At 34.8% G+C, this 17,598-nt stretch carries 14 protein-coding genes and 1 tRNA gene; 10 read left to right on the plus strand and 5 right to left on the minus strand.

Annotated features, from left to right (window positions below; all coding sequences use genetic code 11):
• Positions 1-26 precede the first annotated feature (26 nt).
• Positions 27-335, plus strand: a complete 309-nt coding sequence (locus tag ESB04_RS00985) for a tetratricopeptide repeat protein (RefSeq protein WP_129025333.1) — start codon at positions 27-29, stop codon at positions 333-335.
• Here ESB04_RS00985 and ESB04_RS00990 read toward each other — a convergent pair.
• Positions 332-2,212: a DNA topoisomerase IV subunit B gene (locus tag ESB04_RS00990; protein ID WP_235832154.1), complete on the minus strand. Its 1,881-nt coding sequence runs from the start codon at positions 2,210-2,212 to the stop codon at positions 332-334. The genes ESB04_RS00985 and ESB04_RS00990 overlap by 4 nt on opposite strands.
• 224 nt (positions 2,213-2,436) lie before the next feature.
• Here ESB04_RS00990 and ESB04_RS00995 point away from each other — a divergent pair, with 224 nt between their 5' ends.
• The 6 genes from ESB04_RS00995 to ESB04_RS01020 are packed head-to-tail and all read left to right on the plus strand — an operon-like array spanning position 2,437 to position 11,201.
• Complete coding sequence (locus ESB04_RS00995) at positions 2,437-5,010, plus strand: SLBB domain-containing protein (protein WP_164969561.1); 2,574 nt, start codon at positions 2,437-2,439, stop codon at positions 5,008-5,010.
• Between the two features lie 4 nt (positions 5,011-5,014).
• Positions 5,015-6,073 carry a hypothetical protein gene (locus ESB04_RS01000; protein WP_129025337.1) on the plus strand — a complete coding sequence of 353 codons (1,059 nt, stop codon included), beginning with the start codon at positions 5,015-5,017 and terminating at the stop codon, positions 6,071-6,073.
• A 5-nt stretch (positions 6,074-6,078) separates the two neighbouring features.
• A complete protein-coding gene (locus tag ESB04_RS01005; RefSeq protein ID WP_129025339.1) occupies positions 6,079-6,882 on the plus strand; it encodes an ABC transporter permease in 804 nt (267 codons plus the stop codon).
• A 5-nt stretch (positions 6,883-6,887) separates the two neighbouring features.
• Positions 6,888-8,108 (plus strand): ABC transporter ATP-binding protein, encoded by a 1,221-nt coding sequence (locus tag ESB04_RS01010; RefSeq protein ID WP_129025341.1) that lies wholly within the window; start codon positions 6,888-6,890, stop codon positions 8,106-8,108.
• 2 nt (positions 8,109-8,110) lie between these two features.
• Positions 8,111-9,181 carry a DegT/DnrJ/EryC1/StrS family aminotransferase gene (locus ESB04_RS01015; protein ID WP_129025343.1) on the plus strand — a complete coding sequence of 357 codons (1,071 nt, stop codon included), beginning with the start codon at positions 8,111-8,113 and terminating at the stop codon, positions 9,179-9,181.
• Positions 9,182-9,188: 7 nt separating this feature from the next.
• A complete protein-coding gene (locus ESB04_RS01020; RefSeq protein WP_129025345.1) occupies positions 9,189-11,201 on the plus strand; it encodes a glycosyltransferase family 39 protein in 2,013 nt (670 codons plus the stop codon).
• Here the strand turns inward: ESB04_RS01020 and ESB04_RS01025 are convergent.
• Positions 11,198-12,469, minus strand: coding sequence for an asparagine synthetase B (locus ESB04_RS01025; protein ID WP_129025347.1), 1,272 nt, complete (start codon positions 12,467-12,469; stop codon positions 11,198-11,200). The two genes, ESB04_RS01020 and ESB04_RS01025, sit on opposite strands and share 4 nt — an antisense overlap.
• A gap of 65 nt (positions 12,470-12,534) precedes the next feature.
• Here ESB04_RS01025 and ESB04_RS01030 point away from each other — a divergent pair, with 65 nt between their 5' ends.
• Complete coding sequence (locus tag ESB04_RS01030; protein WP_129025350.1) at positions 12,535-13,773, plus strand: ABC transporter permease; 1,239 nt, start codon at positions 12,535-12,537, stop codon at positions 13,771-13,773.
• Positions 13,774-13,844: 71 nt separating this feature from the next.
• Positions 13,845-13,928 (plus strand) — tRNA-Leu (locus ESB04_RS01035).
• Between the two features lie 34 nt (positions 13,929-13,962).
• On the opposite strand, the gene ESB04_RS01040 is transcribed toward ESB04_RS01035, so the two are convergent.
• Positions 13,963-15,438 (minus strand): xylulokinase, encoded by a 1,476-nt coding sequence (locus ESB04_RS01040; RefSeq protein WP_129025352.1) that lies wholly within the window; start codon positions 15,436-15,438, stop codon positions 13,963-13,965.
• Between the two features lie 14 nt (positions 15,439-15,452).
• On the opposite strand from ESB04_RS01040, the gene ESB04_RS01045 reads away from it, so the two are divergent.
• Positions 15,453-16,202, plus strand: coding sequence for an ATP-binding cassette domain-containing protein (locus ESB04_RS01045; RefSeq protein WP_129025354.1), 750 nt, complete (start codon positions 15,453-15,455; stop codon positions 16,200-16,202).
• Here the strand turns inward: ESB04_RS01045 and ESB04_RS01050 are convergent.
• Together ESB04_RS01050 and ESB04_RS01055 are read right to left on the minus strand one after the other, a co-directional pair.
• The gene (locus tag ESB04_RS01050) at positions 16,188-16,961 is read right to left on the minus strand and encodes a TatD family hydrolase (protein WP_129025356.1); all 774 of its coding nucleotides are present in this window, start codon (positions 16,959-16,961) and stop codon (positions 16,188-16,190) included. The genes ESB04_RS01045 and ESB04_RS01050 overlap by 15 nt on opposite strands.
• Positions 16,958-17,587, minus strand: coding sequence for a polysaccharide deacetylase family protein (locus tag ESB04_RS01055; protein WP_164969563.1), 630 nt, complete (start codon positions 17,585-17,587; stop codon positions 16,958-16,960). The genes ESB04_RS01050 and ESB04_RS01055 overlap by 4 nt, the downstream gene beginning before the upstream one ends.
• Positions 17,588-17,598: the final 11 nt, after the last annotated feature.

Raw genomic sequence — 17,598 nt, forward strand, 5'->3', positions numbered from 1 at the left:
TACTAATTTTTTTTAAGATTACAAAAATGGAACGTAAAGAATTTATAAAAAAAGAGATCGAACAGGACCCACAGAATCCTTTCAATCATTATTTGTTGGCGCTAGAATATAAAAAGGAGGGGATCATGGTGGATGCCATTCAGCTGTTTGAAAAATTAATAGTCGAATTTCCAAACTATATTCCGACATATTACAGCTTTGCCGACTACCTCATAGAAAATGAATTAGACGATAAAGCTGAAATTGTCCTTCTTAAAGGTATTGAGATGAGTGAATTAGCGGGAAATACTAAAGCTTTAAAAGAGTTAAAGCAGTTATTGGCATTAAATTTCTAATTAAGTAATACCTCCTCTAGATCTTTCTCAAGTATTAAGTTTTCAATAATAAATTTTTGCCTTTCTGGAGTATTTTTACCCATATAATAAGTTAGTAGTTGAGGAATCGTAAATTCCTTTTCTAAAATGACTGGTTCCAACTTGATGTTCTCTCCAATAAAATTACCAAACTCTTCGGGAGAAATTTCTCCTAAACCTTTGAAGCGAGTAATTTCTGGTTTAGGTCCTAATTTTTCAATCGCATTTCTTCTTTCTTCATCCGAATAGCAATAAATCGTTTCTTTTTTATTTCTAACACGGAATAGGGGAGTTTCTAAGATATACAAATGTCCATTTCTAACTAAATCAGGGAAAAATTGAAGGAAAAATGTCAATATCAATAAACGTATATGCATCCCATCCACGTCGGCATCGGTAGCTATCACAATCTTATTGTATCTCAAATTATCTAAACTATCTTCAATATCAAGGGCATGTTGAAGCAGATTGAATTCTTCATTTTCATATACAATTTTCTTAGTTAAGCCAAAGCAATTCAAAGGCTTACCACGTAAACTGAAAACTGCCTGAGTTTGAACGTCCCTAGATTTCGTGATGGAGCCACTGGCAGAATCTCCCTCAGTAATAAATAAAATGGTATCATGTTTGGCATCTGATTTTTCATCGGATAAATGGATCCGGCAATCCCTCAGTTTTTTATTGTGTAAATTGGCTTTCTTAGCACGTTCATTCGCTAATTTTTTAATTCCAGCAATATCCTTTCTTTCTCTTTCAGACTGCAAAATCCTCTTTAAGAGAGCATCCGCTGTAGCAGGATTTTTATGTAAAAAATTATCCAGTTCGGTCTTAACAAAATCTCCAATAAATGACCTAATGGAGGTGGAATTAGAATCTGGTGAAATGGTAGTGGAACCTAATTTGGTTTTGGTTTGTGATTCGAAAACTGGTTCTTGAACACGAATAGCAATGGCGCCAACGATACTTGCACGAACATCAGAAGGATCAAAATCCTTCTTATAAAACTCACGAACAGTTCGAACAATTGCTTCCCTAAATGCAGCTAAGTGAGTTCCTCCTTGGGTCGTATTTTGACCATTCACAAATGAATAATATTCCTCGCCATATTGATTATTGTGTGTTAAGGCTATCTCTATATCATTCCCTTTTAAATGGATAATAGGGTACCTATTTTCTTCTGAATTGGTCTTCTTAGATAATAAATCCAATAAGCCATTTTGCGAAAAATACTTTTCTCCATTAAAGTTTATGGTTAAACCCGCATTTAAATAGGCGTAATTCCAAAACAAAGAATCTAAGTACTGAGGAATGAAATGGTAATTTTTAAATATAGTATTATCGGGTTCAAACCATACATGTGTACCACTTTTGGCATTAGAGGTTTCAAATCCATTCGATTCGGCTATCAATTCACCTTTGCAAAACTCAGCCCATTTGGTTTGTCCATCACGATACGATTGTACCTTAAAATACTGCGAAAGGGCGTTGGTAGCTTTGGTACCTACACCATTTAATCCTACCGACTTCTGAAATGCGCCAGAATCATATTTACCACCCGTATTAATTTTAGAAACGCAATCGATGACTTTTCCTAATGGGATACCTCGGCCAAAGTCCCTCACTTCAACTTTATGATCCGAAATCTTTACCTCAATCACCTTACCATTTCCCATCATATGCTCATCAATGGAGTTATCCATGATTTCCTTTACAAGCACATAAATTCCGTCATCAACAGAAGAACCGTCACCTAATTTCCCAATATACATTCCAGGTCTTAAGCGTATGTGTTCTTTCCAATCTAAGGATCTAATACTGTCATCGTTATAAATCGGAGCATTATTGTTAATTTCTTCCACGGGCAATTGTAGTAATATTTATTAAATCGAAAATAAGCTAAGCTTGCTATTAGCTTTAAAGTTAGCATTAAATCATGTTTTTTCTTTAATTTGCAGTCAAATTAGAAATAAAAGACTTTATGAACAAAAAGTTTTCTTTTGTCTTAATGACTGTATTGTTGTTAAGTACAAAAATTTTGGGCCAGACAATCCCACTCGGAGTACAGGGCCAACTTTTGGACAGAATGAATAATACTAATCAATCTAATAGTCTAAATAGAAATCAGCCTCAAAATCAAATTAATGTGGGTCGTAGAACAATCACTTCTACGCCAAAACAAAAGCAAAATTACGATAGTCTAATCGATTTACGCAAAAAAGGTTTGGGTGATATTGCTGAAGTGGATACTGCTATACTTAATTTAAGGAAACGTATTTTCGGCTATACTATTTTCAACAATAAAACAGGAACTTTTGAACCAAACTTAAAAATAGCTACGCCTAAATCATATGTTTTAGGGCCAGATGATGAATTAATTGTAGATATTAATGGTTATTCTGAAGATCATTACAATTTGACAGTAAGTCCAGATGGTTACGTAAAAATAAATCGTGTAGGAAATGTATATGTAGCTGGATTAACAATAGAGGAAGCCAGAGCTCGTATTATTTCAAGATTGTCACAAATATTTGTGGGTTTGAAAAAAGAGGGTAGTGGGCCAAGCAGCACAAATTTATATGCTTCTATTTCTCTCGGAAACATTCGTACGGTAAATGTGACTGTTCAGGGAGAGGTGATATTCCCAGGAACTTATTCAGTACCATCTTTAGCAAGAGTAATGAACGTTTTGTATTTGGCAGGCGGACCAAATGAAAATGGTACTTTCCGTGAAATTCAATTAATACGTAATAAAAAGGTTATTGCAACCATAGACTTATATGATTTTTTAACCGCTGGAATACAGAAGAATGATGTCAACATTCATGATCAAGATATCATCAAAGTAGGGGTTTACAAGAATAGAATAGAGGTAAAGGGTAAAGTGAAAAGACCTGCTTTATTTGAGGTATTAGGCCATGAAAATTTAACCAAAGTCATTCATGATTTTGCTGGAGGATTTACTGAAGATGCCTTCAAAGAGTTGGTTAAAATCACTCGCTATACCAACAGAGAGCGTAAGTTAATTGATTTAAATACAGCCTTGTTCGATTCATTTACTCCACAAATGGGTGATGTTATTCAGGTCGAATCTGTTAATCAAGAGCGTTTTGAAAATAAGATTTCGATTTTAGGAGAGGTATTTAGACCGGGGCAATTTGCACTTGAAAGTAGTCCAACCTTATTGAAATTAATAGACCGTGCTGGTGGTTTAAAGGAAAATGCATTTTTAGATCGTGTTTTAATTCAACGAATAAATCCAGATTTATCCCAAACTAATTTATCTGTTAATTTAAAAGACATTTTAAATCACAAATCAGCAGATATATCTTTGAGGAGAGAGGATGCTGTTAATATTTTTTCCATATTAGATTTACGAGAGGGTTATACCGTCACCATCCATGGTGAAATTAATCTAAAAAAGGACTCTAAGAAGGATAAAGATTTAGAAGCGGGTGTAGGTTCTACTACTGGTAAATTAGAAGTGGGTTCATCTAGACTAAACAATGCTCAAGATTTAAATACTTTAAATGCTAGTAATAATCTGGGCAACAACAATAATCCGAATAATCTCGGCAACAGTAACAACATATTAAATAACCAAGAAGAGGATAATATTCAAATTGAAAGCGAAATTTCAGAAGATTTGAAGTCCAATGAAACATCCAATCAACTAATTAACAGACAATTAAAATTAACCCTACCATTTGTTGAGAAAATGACGGTAGAGGATTTAATTCTACAAGCTGGTGGGTTAAGAGAATCAGCTGCAACAGGTGTAGTGGAAATTGTTAGAAGAAAGAAAAATTTAGCAGATAATACTCAGATAAATTCCCAAATTGCTGAAATCATTCGATTCTCCATTAGTAAAAAATTACAATTGGATGAAACTGCCTCAACTTTCGAATTAGAACCATATGACGAAGTATTTATTCGTTCATCACCTAACTATGAATTACAGCAGTTTATCACTATTAAAGGGCAGGTAATTTATCCAGGTGTTTATGGTTTAGAGAAAAAAGATGAGCGTTTGAGCGAAGTCATCCATCGTGCAGGAGGATTAAACAAGCAGGCCTATCCACGTGGTGCTAGACTTATTCGTAAAATTCAATTAACTGAATTTGAAAAGAATAGAAAGATTGAACAACTGAACGAAATTCAAGATAACTTCAATGGTATTTCTTCTCAAAGAGACCAAACAATTGTTACGAAAACCAAAGAAACTATAGGTATTGACTTGGTGAAAGCGCTAAACAACCCAGGTGGTGAAGATGATCTATATGTACTAGAAGGTGATATCATTGACATCCCTAAAGAACCACAAACTGTAAAAGTATCTGGTGAGGTTTTATACCCCAACAGTGTAAAATATATAGACGGAAAGTCTTTCTATGATTTTATTTCAGAAGCAGGAGGATTTACTTCCAGTTCTGCTAGAAAGAGAGCTTATGTTTTGTACTCTAATGGATCTGTGAAGAGAACAAAATCCTTTTTATTTATGCGTTTCCACCCTAAAATAGAACAAGGTGCGGAAATTATTGTTCCAAAGAAATCTAAAGTGGCTACTGGTCAACAAATTGTGTCTATTGTTTCCATTTTTACAGGAACCCTTACAAGTTTAATCGGTATTATTACCTTGATAAAAGCTACTTCAAACTAATCACATGGCAGAGTTAAGATCTGATCAATTTTCTTTTAAACGCTTATTACTTAAGTGCTTTTTATTGATTCCCTTCATTAAAATGCACCGTAAAAAACTTCTAATTGGAGCCTTGATAGGTTTTGTTGCAGGAATTAGTGTAGAAATTTTCCGTAGTCAAAACAAAATATACAAAGCTCAGATTGTCTTTGTCATGGATTCAGAAGGTTCAGCTGGTGGTGGGTTGGCTGATATTGCCAGTAGTCTCGGATTAGGAAGTTTCGCTGCCAACAATTCCTTGTTTAGCGGGGAAAACTTCAAAGAATTATTAAAGACCAAGGCTTTATTTAGAAAAGCTATGCTTACCCGAGTAAAATTCGGGAACAAAGAAGATCTATTTGCCAATTTCTTTTTGCAAAAGGCTGATTTACGAACGCATGAATGGAGTGATCTGCCAGATGACTTCTTTACCTATCGATTTAAAATTACTGACCCTAGTCAAGCAAATGAGCAAGATAGAAATATCATGAATGCCATTTATGAATATTTAAAGGGAAATACAGTTATCAGCAACGAGAATCCGAAGTCTACCTTTTTAACCATGACCGTAGAGACGCGCAATGATACCTTATCATATACTTGGTCTAAATTGTATCTAAAAACGGTCACGGATTTTTACATTCAAACAAAGACGAAAAAATCCAAGGAATTGTTAGTAATCATGGACAAAAGGGTAGATTCCTTACGTTCAGCATTGTATTATACACAAGGCAAATTGGCTAATTACAATGATCAGAATCAACAGATTATTTTTCAAAGAGCAAGGATAACTGCGGAAAGATTACAGATGAATACTTCTCAATTACAAAGTATGTATTTTGAAGCTGTTCGTAATTTTGACAATCTAAAATTCTCCTTAATCAAGGAATCACCTTTATTTACAATTATTTCTGATTCAGAATTACCCACTAAAATTGAAGTCTATTTTTGGGGCCCAATTACTTTGGTGGCTATGGTTATAGGCATGTTAATCACTTCATTGCTGATTTACATCAGAAGTGTATACAAAGAATTAATGGCCTAATTTATATGAATCTTGTACATAGAAAAATTAAGGAAATTGGTAGCGATTGGGAATTATTATTAATACTTGCCAAAAGAGATATTTCCGTTCGATACAAGCAAACTATACTTGGTTTAAGTTGGGCGGTAGTTAAACCAGTAGCAACCATGTTGGTATTTCTTTTTGCCTACAAACAAGTTGCCAAAGTTCAGGATATTTCAGGGTATCCCATACAACTAGTCATTTTTTCAGGAATCCTTTTCTGGAACTACTTTGCTAATTCATTGCAAGCCATCAGTAATTCTATATTAGTGAATAGTAATTTAATATCAAAGGTCTATTTCCCGAGGTTAATTATTTGTTTTTCTTCTATTGCTGTTTCTTTGGTCGACTTTTTGGTTGGATTTATTGTCTATATTATTCTTGCTTTAAGTTTACATCAAAGCCTATCCACATACATCATTTTATTGCCTTTGGCATTGTTAATCACAACATTAATCGCCCTAGGATTTGGACTGATATTTGCATCATTTTCGGTAAAGTATCGAGACGTTCAGCAAATTGTTCCACTCATTGTTCAGTATGGATTTTTTGCTACACCTATTGTTTATACCACTAAACAATTATCTGAAAAAAGCTGGTTTACTTTATATAATGTTTTGAATCCTTTAGCAGGAATCGTAGAAATGTTTCGTACTTGTTTGATTGACAATTATGATTTGTTAACAAGTCAAAATATAATGATTAGTATTGCTGCTAGTATCTTGGTTTTTATACTAGGAATTATTGTATTTGATAAAAGAGAGGATTCCTTCGTGGATTATTTATAATTTTTATGCACATCATTGAAGTAGATTCCATTTCGAAAAAATATGCGCTATCAGCAAATAAAGGAGCTGTTAGTTTAAAAAATGGGATAAAAAGTCTATTTACCAAGGAAGAAAAGGAGATCTTTTGGGCGGTAAATGATGTATCATTTACTCTCAACAGAGGAGATAAATTAGGGATTGTAGGAAGCAATGGAGCCGGTAAATCTACTTTACTTAAGATTTTAAGCAAAATTACCCAACCAACGAGTGGGCAAATTCATGTAAAAGGTAAAGTAGCCAGTCTACTAGAGGTTGGTACTGGATTTCACCCTGAATTAACAGGGAGAGAGAATATATTTCTGAATGGTGCAATTTTGGGGATGTCGAAACAGGAAATCAAATCGCAATTTGATGAGATTGTTGACTTTGCTGGTGAACAAATTGCTCGATTTTTAGACACACCAGTTAAGCGCTATTCCTCAGGAATGTATGTTCGTTTGGGATTTGCTATTTCTGCCCATTTGAATCCAGAAATACTTATTGTAGATGAGGTATTAGCCGTAGGAGATGCTGATTTCCAAAAGAAATCATTAGGAAAGATGAGAGAAGTGGCTTCCAATGATAAAACGATTCTTTTTGTAAGTCATAATCTCACTGCTGTTCAAAACTTATGCAATAAAACCTTGCATTTAGAGAAGGGTAGGGTTAATCAATTTGGTGAAACGGGAGACGTGTTAACCAATTACATGGCGGCTTTACAAACGAATCGACTAGAACAAAGTTATGACTCCTTTGATTCCGCGCCTGGTTCACAGCAAATACGTTTGAAAAGAGCTTCCTTAATCCCAGAATTAATAGAAGGACAGAATTACTTAGATATTCGAAATAATATAAAGATCGACTTAGAGTTTTGGAATACCGAACCCAATCAACAATTAAACGTGAGTTTGCATTTATTTGCTAGCACGGGCGAATGTATTTTTAATGTGGGTACCCCAACAGGAAATTTTGGAGTAGGTCTAATACAAGCGAGTCTAGAAATACCTGGACATTTTTTAAATGATGGTAGTTACCTTATTTCTTTTATGGTTGTGAAGGATAAGTCCATTGTGTTATTTAACTTCGAAGAAGTATTTAACTTTGAAATTGCTGATTTTAGAGAAGATACTACCTGGTATGGTAAATGGCCAGGTTATGTTAGACCTTCTTTTACCTTTCCAATTCGTCAACTTTCTGATTCCATTTAATTATGTTACATGTTACCAAATCATTCTTACCTGATTTAAAGGAATATGTTGGTTACCTGGAGCGTATTTGGGAAAATAATCATTTAACCAATGATGGTCCATTATTGAAAGAATTAGAAAATAAACTAAAAGAATATCTTCAGGTAGAGCATTTGGTGTTCGTAACTAATGGAACCATTGCTCTACAATTGAGCTTAAAAGCTCTTCAAATAAAAGGAGATGTCATAACAACTCCGTTTTCTTATTGCGCCACTTCAAATTCTATCCTTTGGGAGGGTTCGAACCCTATTTTTGCTGATATTAATCCCAGGAGTTTAACCGTTGAATCTTCTGAAATTAAATCAAAGATTACCCCAGATACTAAGGCCATTTTAACGACTCACGTATATGGAAATGCGGGAGACTTGGAAGCTCAGGAAGCCCTAGCTGCTGAACATCATATTCCTTTAATATACGATGGTGCTCATGCCTTTGGAGTACAATATAAAGGTCAATCCATATTTAATTATGGCACATTAAGTACTTGTAGCTTTCATGCCACAAAGATATTTCATACCGTGGAAGGTGGAGCGGTAATTACAAAAGATGCCCAATTAGCGGCCAAAATTATTGAATTAAGAAGCTTTGGACACAAAAATGATGATTATTTCTCTGCAGGAATAAATGGCAAGAATTCTGAATTTCATGCTGCCATGGGTCTTGTTAATTTGAGTCATTTCGAAGAAATCAAACAATATCGTAAATGGGCTTGTGAACTATACGATAGCCTATTACAAGTACCAGGAGAGACCATTAGATTCAATGACCAAATAAGACGAAATTATAGCTACTATCCTGTTCTTTTCCCCCATGAATCATATTTATTAAATGCTGTAGAAAAACTTCAAGCTGTTCAAATCAACCCTAGGAGATACTTTTATCCTTCCTTGAATACCTTACGTTTTGTGGGACCTCAAACTTGTCCAGTTTCTGAAGATATTGCTAAAAGAGTTTTGTGTTTACCTTTGAGTGCAAGTATTAAAGAAGAAGAAATCCGTTTGATTGCCGAATTAGTGAACCAATCTTTTAAATGATTTAACCATGTATTGGATTGCATTCATTTCATTTATTTTGATGAACTACAAGGTAGCATCTAAAATATCCAACAAAAACTTAGAAGAAATACTACTCATAGGTTTCACTATTTACACAAGTAGCGTTATTTTAACCGGCTATGGACTTTCTGCATTAGATTTATGGAATAGTAGATTGCTTTGGGCTATTATCCCATTTTTTATTACTTCATTAAGCTACTATTTTTTTCAAAGGCCCGTATTTGCATTCGAATTAGAGCATATTTCTGCATTTAAAGTCATTGGTTCTGCCATTCAGACCACTCATCAAACTTATTTGAAATTATCAGGTATTGAAAGGTTTATCTTTGCATGTTTATTCTGGTCTTTTCTTGCCCTAAGTGCGCTTCAATTAACTTTAATTTTCAATAGTCCTCCTAATGAATGGGACAGCATGACTGGTCATTTAAATAGAATAATCTATTTCTTAAAGAAAGGAAGTATGTCTCATTTTATTGGAACCAATTGGAATATAGACACTTATCCGAGAAGCTTCTGTTCATTACAAGTTTATCCATTTCTAATGAGCGGATACAATGAGTATTTATTTAAGCTTCCAAACATAGGAGCCTATTGGATAATTTCTTTTGGTATATATGGAATCTTAAAGAACCAAGGTGTAAAATTCAAAACAAGATTATTTTTAAGTATCATATTTCTATTTCTCCCAAATGTAATCATGCAATCAATTACAACGGAGACAGATATTGTTCTTGCTGCCTACCTATGTACAATTGTTTATTATTTAATGGCATACAAAAAACAAGAAAAAACCATTTATATCTATTTGGCAGGACTTAGTTTTGGTTTAGCCTTAAGCCATAAAATAACCTTTGCATTTTCTTTTATTCCACTACTCATTTTATATGCATATAGCTATTTACCTGCGATTAAAAGGAGAGCCTCTTTTGTTATAAGACATATTTTTTTAGCACATATATTAGGGGCGATTTTATATGTCTCTGCCACAGGGTATATTGCTAATTATATCAATTATGGTCATCCCATTGGTCCACCAACAGCCACTCAACATCAATCTGTGGAAAGAGCTGGTAACTTAAGTAATTTATTGGTTCAAGGAAGTAGAAATGTTCTTCGATACGGTTTTGACTTATTCAATTTTGATGGTATACGTAATATCATGGTGGTCGAAAAAATGAACCATGCCATGAAGTCCCCTTTTAGAGCATTAGACCAAGGACTACAATTAGGATTAGAAAAAGTAAAAGAGTTTACTATCATTCCATTTACATTTGACAAGCGTTTTGAATTTTACAATGGAAGTCCAATTTATGGTAGTATCTTTATTTTCATTATCCTACCAAGTATATTTTTACTTATTAGAAAGCCGAATCTAATGGCTAGCTTATTCTTTTTATGTTTTGCGATTCATTTTATCACTCTCGCATTTACAGCGGCTTATGACCCTTGGAAAGGTCGATATATGATTAGTTCAGCCATTTATTTGTTTCCAGTATTGGTATATATGTCAAAATACATATTTGAACAAAGGCAACACATTCTTTCTCAATTATTATTAGGTGGAATAGTCGTAATCATCTGCCTATCTGCGCTATTTACTTTAGGATTAAACATAAGAGCTTTACCATTTAATGCCTATGGTCAAAAGTCAATTTTTAAATTAGATCGAGCGGCAGCATTGACTATAAATCGACCAGACATAACAAAAGCTTATCAAAACTTTGAAAAAATAGTTCCTCAAAATGCAGTAGTTGCTTTAGGGACCATTAATGATGATTTTGAATATCCACTTTGGGGGCCAAAATTTTCTAGACAATTGATACCTCTAAATCCTTTCGAGCAAGGGCTACAAGAAATTCCAAAGAAGGCACAGTATCTGTTCTTCAGTAAGAATGTCATAAAGCCTCAAATGGGTGATATCAGATTAGGAACAGATACCACTTTAGTGGAGGGTGTAATCGTTAGGGGTGAGGATTATTATTTGCGAAAATTAAACTAGGTTTTTTGCTTTTTCTTTTTTGCAGATGGAAAAAGTACATTGTTTAAAATCAATCGATATCCGGGGGAATTTTTATGTAAACTTAAATCGGTATGTTCCTCATTCACAAAATGTTGATAATCTTCTGGATCATGTCCACCTAAAAAGGCAAAAAAGCCATTTCCCACTTGACCGTACAAATATTTCACTTCCTTTAAGCTTTCATTTTCAGCTAAAATAGTTACTTCAGATTTAACCATTGAACTAACAAATCCAGTGGTTTGACCCATAAAACCATGAATAACTTGTTGGTGGTTTTGTGTCAACATACAAGGTATCATGTCTGATTTGGCCGAAAATTCATTCAATTCAAAAAAATCATTCTCCTCGGCTATTGGCCTTTGAGTATAATTGGGTGCTGAATCGATGGTTGAAAACTCATTAACACGATAATTAAGGATTAATGAAAAATCTTTAAAAGCCACTGTATTCTTAAAATTCAAATTATCAGCACTTATGTTAGAAGAAGTGGCATCGCCATCATAAAAGGCAGGTACAGCATCCATACCTAAGGTAGCCAAGGCAATATCAAAGGTATCCGTAGCGGTACACATAGCAAAGAGGTATCCTCCACCCAACATAAATTCTTTGATCATGGAAGCCACTTTTCCTTTCATTTGAGAAACCTTTGAAAAACCATTTTTCTTGGCCATTTGCATATCCTCTTGCAACTGTAATTGATACCAAACTTGATCTTTCTGAGTAAACATTTTACCCATTTGGCCAGTGAAGTCCTCATGATGTAAATGCACCCAATCATATTTGGATAAATTACCGTCTAATACCTCTTGATCATATATAGTTTCAAAGGGTATTTCCGCATAACTAAGAGCTAAAGATACGGCATCATCCCATGGAGAGGCAGACTTTGGAGAATATAGCGCTATTTTGGGTACTTTCTGCAGAAGTGCTTGTTCCATATTGGAACTCTCAGAATTGACTTCCTGCAAAATTTGACTAGCCACCTGATCAGATATGATTTGATAGGTAATTCCTTTACTTAATAAATCTTTAGAAAATTCAGGAGTATAATCCATCATAAAAGATCCACCTCGATAATTTAATAACCAGGAAACTTTCGCATCTTCCCCTTGCAAAACTTTATATGTAAACCCATAAGCTTTTAAGTGATTGCTTTGGCCTTCATCCATGGGAATTAACAACTTATTCGCATGTAAAAAGTTAATCGACGAATAAAAAATGATTAATGGAAGAATTAGCCCTTTCATTGGTTTCCTATGGAATGATTTATCTAATAAATTGCAAGGTAAAATTTAAACGCTAGGAGAGCAACATGAATCTTAAGGAAAACGTATTTGAAGGATTAAGATCAATCAAGGGAAATTTACTAAGAACGATTTTAACAGCCTTAATCATTTCATTAGGAATTACCTCATTGGTGGGTATATTAACTGCCATTGATGGAATTCAAAGTTCTGTTGATAATTCATTTTCTGGATTAGGTGCTAATTCCTTCGATATAAGAAATAGACCAGCCATGCAAATCCGTAGAGAAGGTCAAAAAGAAAAGAGATTTAAAAATATTGATTACAGACAAGCTAGCAAGTATAAATCACTCTTCAGTTCCAAGGGCAAGGTGTCTTTGAAAACCAATGTCAATTTCAATGCGATTGCCAAACATGGCTCAAAAAAAACAAATCCTAACACCCGCTTAATAGGAATTGATGATAATTTCATGGAATTGAAGGGCTATAAAGTAAGTTCAGGAAGAAATTTTTCAACTCATGAATATCAGCATGCTAGCAATGTATGTGTACTTGGTGTAGATGTGGTAGATCAATTATATGAAAAAGAAAGCCCGGTAAATTCTGAAATCGTGGTAAGTGGTCAAAAATTAAAGGTAGTGGGTATCCTTGCCAAAAAAGGGAGTATGATGGGAGGGGGGGATGACCGTGTTATTATGGTTCCTTTGGAAACGGGTAGAAAAATGGCGATGGGACGAAATTTAACTTTTGATATAACCACTTCCTCTACCAAGGTGAAAAATTTAGATGATTTTATGGAAGAAGCAAGGGGAGTGATGAGAAAAGTACGAATGGATCCTATAGGTGCAGAAGATTCATTTTCAATTGACCGCTCAGATTCCATAGCTAAGAGCTTTGAAAATATTACATCATCATTACGAATTGGTGGCTTTGTAATTGGTTTTATTACTTTATTAGGAGCAGCCATTGCCTTGATGAATATCATGATGGTTTCCGTTACAGAAAGAACAAGAGAAATAGGTATTAGAAAATCATTAGGGGCTACTCCATTTAGGATTTTACAACAATTCCTCATTGAAGCCATTGTCATTTGTATCATAGGAGGATTAGGCGGAATCGTATTAGCTATTCCTATAGGCAATCTAATTGCACAAGGAATCAGCTCTGGAAATGCAAGTTTTATTATACCTTGGGTCTGGATGATAACAGGTATCATTGTTTGTATTTTAGTTGGCTTATTTTCAGGAATTTATCCTGCTTTCAAAGCTTCTAAATTGGATCCGGTTGAAGCCCTACGTTACGAATAAACGATAAAATATTAAAGAGGTACTTGATTAATCAAAGGATTTGGAGTACTTTTGTGTCGCAATTAAGAATTGCCCAGATGGCGGAATTGGTAGACGCGCTGGTCTCAAACACCCGTGGGTGCAAGCCCGTGCCGGTTCGACTCCGGCTCTGGGTACAAGCCTCCTGAATTTCAGGAGGCTTTTACTTTTTTATGCGGGTAGGAAAGTTTTCCAATGACTATAACTTTCTGTCGTAGCATCAATTTGCTTCGAATCAGGTTCAATCGTTTTTTTGATTTTTAATTGACTCACCGCCTCAGTAGGAGAATTGTAGTAACCAATTCCTATACCTGCACCTAAAGCAGCACCCATTGCTCCATCAGATTCCATCAAATCCAAGGAAATCTGAGCAGCATTCACCACACTTTGACTAAATACAGGACTTAAGTACATATTGGCTAAACCAGCTTTTAAGCGTTGAGGTGAGATACCTACACTATCCAATAATTCAATGCCATAAACTAAAGAGAAAGCAATTCCTTCTTGAACAGACCGACAAATCTCTGCTTGTTGGTGTCGATTCAAATCCAATTGTTGGAAGCTTGCACCTATCACGCGATTTTGGAAAATTCTTTCCGCACCATTTCCGAAAGGCATTACGATAAGACCTTTAGAGCCAATTGCTGCCTTAGAAGCAATTTCATTCATTTGTTGGTATGAACTCGAATCAAAAAAGTTCTGCTTCAGCCAACGATTCATAATACCTGTGCCATTGATGCACATCAATACCCCAATACGACGAAGCTCTTCCTGATAATTGACATGAGCAAATGAATTTACTCGATTCCCCTGATCAAATTTTAGTTCATCACTTACCCCATATACAACCCCAGAAGTTCCAGCAGTAGTGGCAATTTCCCCGGGTTCCAATACTCCTAAGGACAAGGCATTATTGGGTTGATCGCCCGCTTTATAAGTCACTTTCACAAAGGAATTGAAACCTAAATTTTCTGCTATCTCAGGTAGAATCTGACCATGTTCTGAAAATACCGCTTGTATAGTAGGAAATAAATCAGTTGAATATCCAAAATGAGCTAATAATTCAGAAGAAATCTTATTCTCCTTGAAATCCCAAAATATTCCCTCCGAAAGAGATGACGGGGTACAGGTCAAGGTACCCGTTAATTTGGCTGCTATATAATCTCCAGGTAAAACAACATGCTTAATCTTATTAAAAACTTCTGGTTGATTTTCTTTTACCCATGCCAATTTAGCCGCAGTAAAATTACCAGGCGAGTTCAACAAATGATTTTGGCAATAAGCCTCACCTAAAGCTTGAGCTGCTTTATCCCCCAAATATCCTGCTCTAGAATCACACCAAATGATGGAGGGTCTTAATACTTCCATTTGTTCATCCAAAACAACCAAGCCGTGCATTTGATACGAAATACCTATGGCATGTACATTCAATGGATTATATTTTCCTGAAGAATTACCTTTTAATATAGCTTGCTGGGTACAATACCACCAATGAGCAGGATCTTGTTCTGCAAAACCTGGCTCTGGAGAAAAAATTTCATTTTCCGTTTCTGGGAAGGAGCAGGAAAATAAAACAGTTTGCTTCGCAGCATCAACAATACTAACTTTAATCGATGATGTACCTACATCAATTCCACACAAAAGCATAAAAAATCATTTAAATGTTAGAGATTCAAATTAATCACCACCAAGTTACAAGTCATTTTGCTTTAAACCATATACAGATGAAAGTAAAAGCGGGTGAAATATTTGCTCTCATTGGTAAAAGTGGGTCAGGGAAAAGTACCATCGCTAATATTGTTGTGGGTCAAACTATTACAAAGGATGCCTCTATTCAAATCAATGGAAAAGAATTAAATACCGAATCAGACCGACTTATTAAATTATTTAAGGAAGTTGGTTATGTTCCTCAAAACTTACATTTAATGCCACATCATACCGTTGAGGAATACATTCAAAGGTTAGTTCAAAAACGAAGCGTACAGGAACAAGAGAAATTTATTCAGAAAAATTTGAAGCGATTCCGACTAAAAAACGCAAAAAAAACCAAAATTCAACATTTGTCGGGAGGAGAAAGACAAAAATTAGCATTATTAGAAGCCATCAGTAAACCAATCGGAATATTAGTATTGGATGAACCATTCAGCCAGTTAGACACCGAACAAAAGCTTGAGTTTTCATCCATTTTTAAACAAGTTATCGAAGAGGAAAAAATTCCATGTTTGCTCATTAGTCATGATTTGTTGGATATTTTAAGTTTAAGCCAACAGGTAGGAATACTACACCAAGGTAAAATCATTTTCCAAGGAAATTGGACGCAATTTAAAAAGTCGAAAAATCGCTTTGTCCTTCAATTACAACATGCTATGCAAGCTTGGAAACAAAAAGTGGATAATTTATTCGAAGCTTGAAAATTTTTTCATTTCCAGGGCATTTTGAGTAGTAATCCGAATCACTTCCTCTTTTGAAATTTGACGATAATCTGCCAATTTTTGAGCAATAATACCTAAATAGGCAGGAGTATTAGGTTTACCTCGATGGGGAACGGGGCTTAAATAGGGCGAATCCGTCTCTAAAACTAAATGACTTAAAGGAATATCCTGAATATCCTGAAATAACTGTGCATTCTTATAGGTCAAAACTCCCCCAATTCCTAAGGTATATCCTAAATCAACCAAAGTTTTTGCTTCACGCGCATCACCTGAAAAGCAATGAATAATCCCATGTAAGTCTTCAAATTCCTTTCTTTTAAGCACTGAAATTAAATCAGCATAGGCTTTCCTGCAATGAACATCAATCCAAATATGGTGCTCCAAAGCCCAATGGCATTGAGTAATAAAAGCACTTATTTGCTGCTCTTTATACGTAATATCCCAATAATAATCCAACCCAATTTCTCCGATGGCTAATACTTTTTTACTAGCTAATTCCAGTTCTAAAAAAGATAATTGATTGTTAAAATCTTCTTTTACATAGGTAGGATGTAAACCAATCATCGGTTTACATAAGCTTGGATTTTGGGTATATAAATTCCATAATGCATTCCAAGATTCTTGATCACAATTGGGCAACCAAACCTCTTTTATTCCTGCAGTTTGCATTTCTACTAAATGCTGATTCCATTCATTGGTAAAATATTCATCATATAAATGCGCGTGCGTATCAATCATAAAGGTAGAAGTTGAAATCCCTGTCCATGACAATAGGACAAGAGTGCTGGTAATACAATTTTCAAATGAGGAAATGCTTTTTGACTATCATGGAAGACGATAATTGATCCAGGTTTTATAGCCTTAATACATTGATTAATAATGGATTTAGAGGATAAACCTGAATGATAATCACCGGTCAATACGCTCCACATGAAAACGGACTCTTGACTTGCTAAATCCCGAATAAGTTCTCGATTTACCCGGCCATAGGGTGGACGAAATCCAACACTTGAAATTCCCAATTCATCGAAAACGACATCACAGGCTACTTTATCCTCTTTATAGGCTTGATATGATACTTGCCAAGCATTCACATGATTCATGGTGTGATTACCCAAACTGTGTCCCGAAGATTGAATCAAATGACCCAAATCGGCATGAGCCAATAAGTTTTTCCCAATGGAAAAAAAAGTAGCCTTGGCCTGGTATTTATCTAACTCTTCTAAAACAAAATTGGTAATTTCAGGACATGGTCCATCATCGAAAGTGAAAAACACTTGATTATCAGAGGAATCTACTTTTCTAGACCAAATCAAGCTAGGAAAAATAGTAGGTACCACAGAAGGTAATCGATGAATGAACATGTATCTCGAAT

The organism is Aquirufa rosea, assembly GCF_004118285.1.
GTDB classification, from domain to species: domain Bacteria; phylum Bacteroidota; class Bacteroidia; order Cytophagales; family Spirosomataceae; genus Aquirufa; species Aquirufa rosea.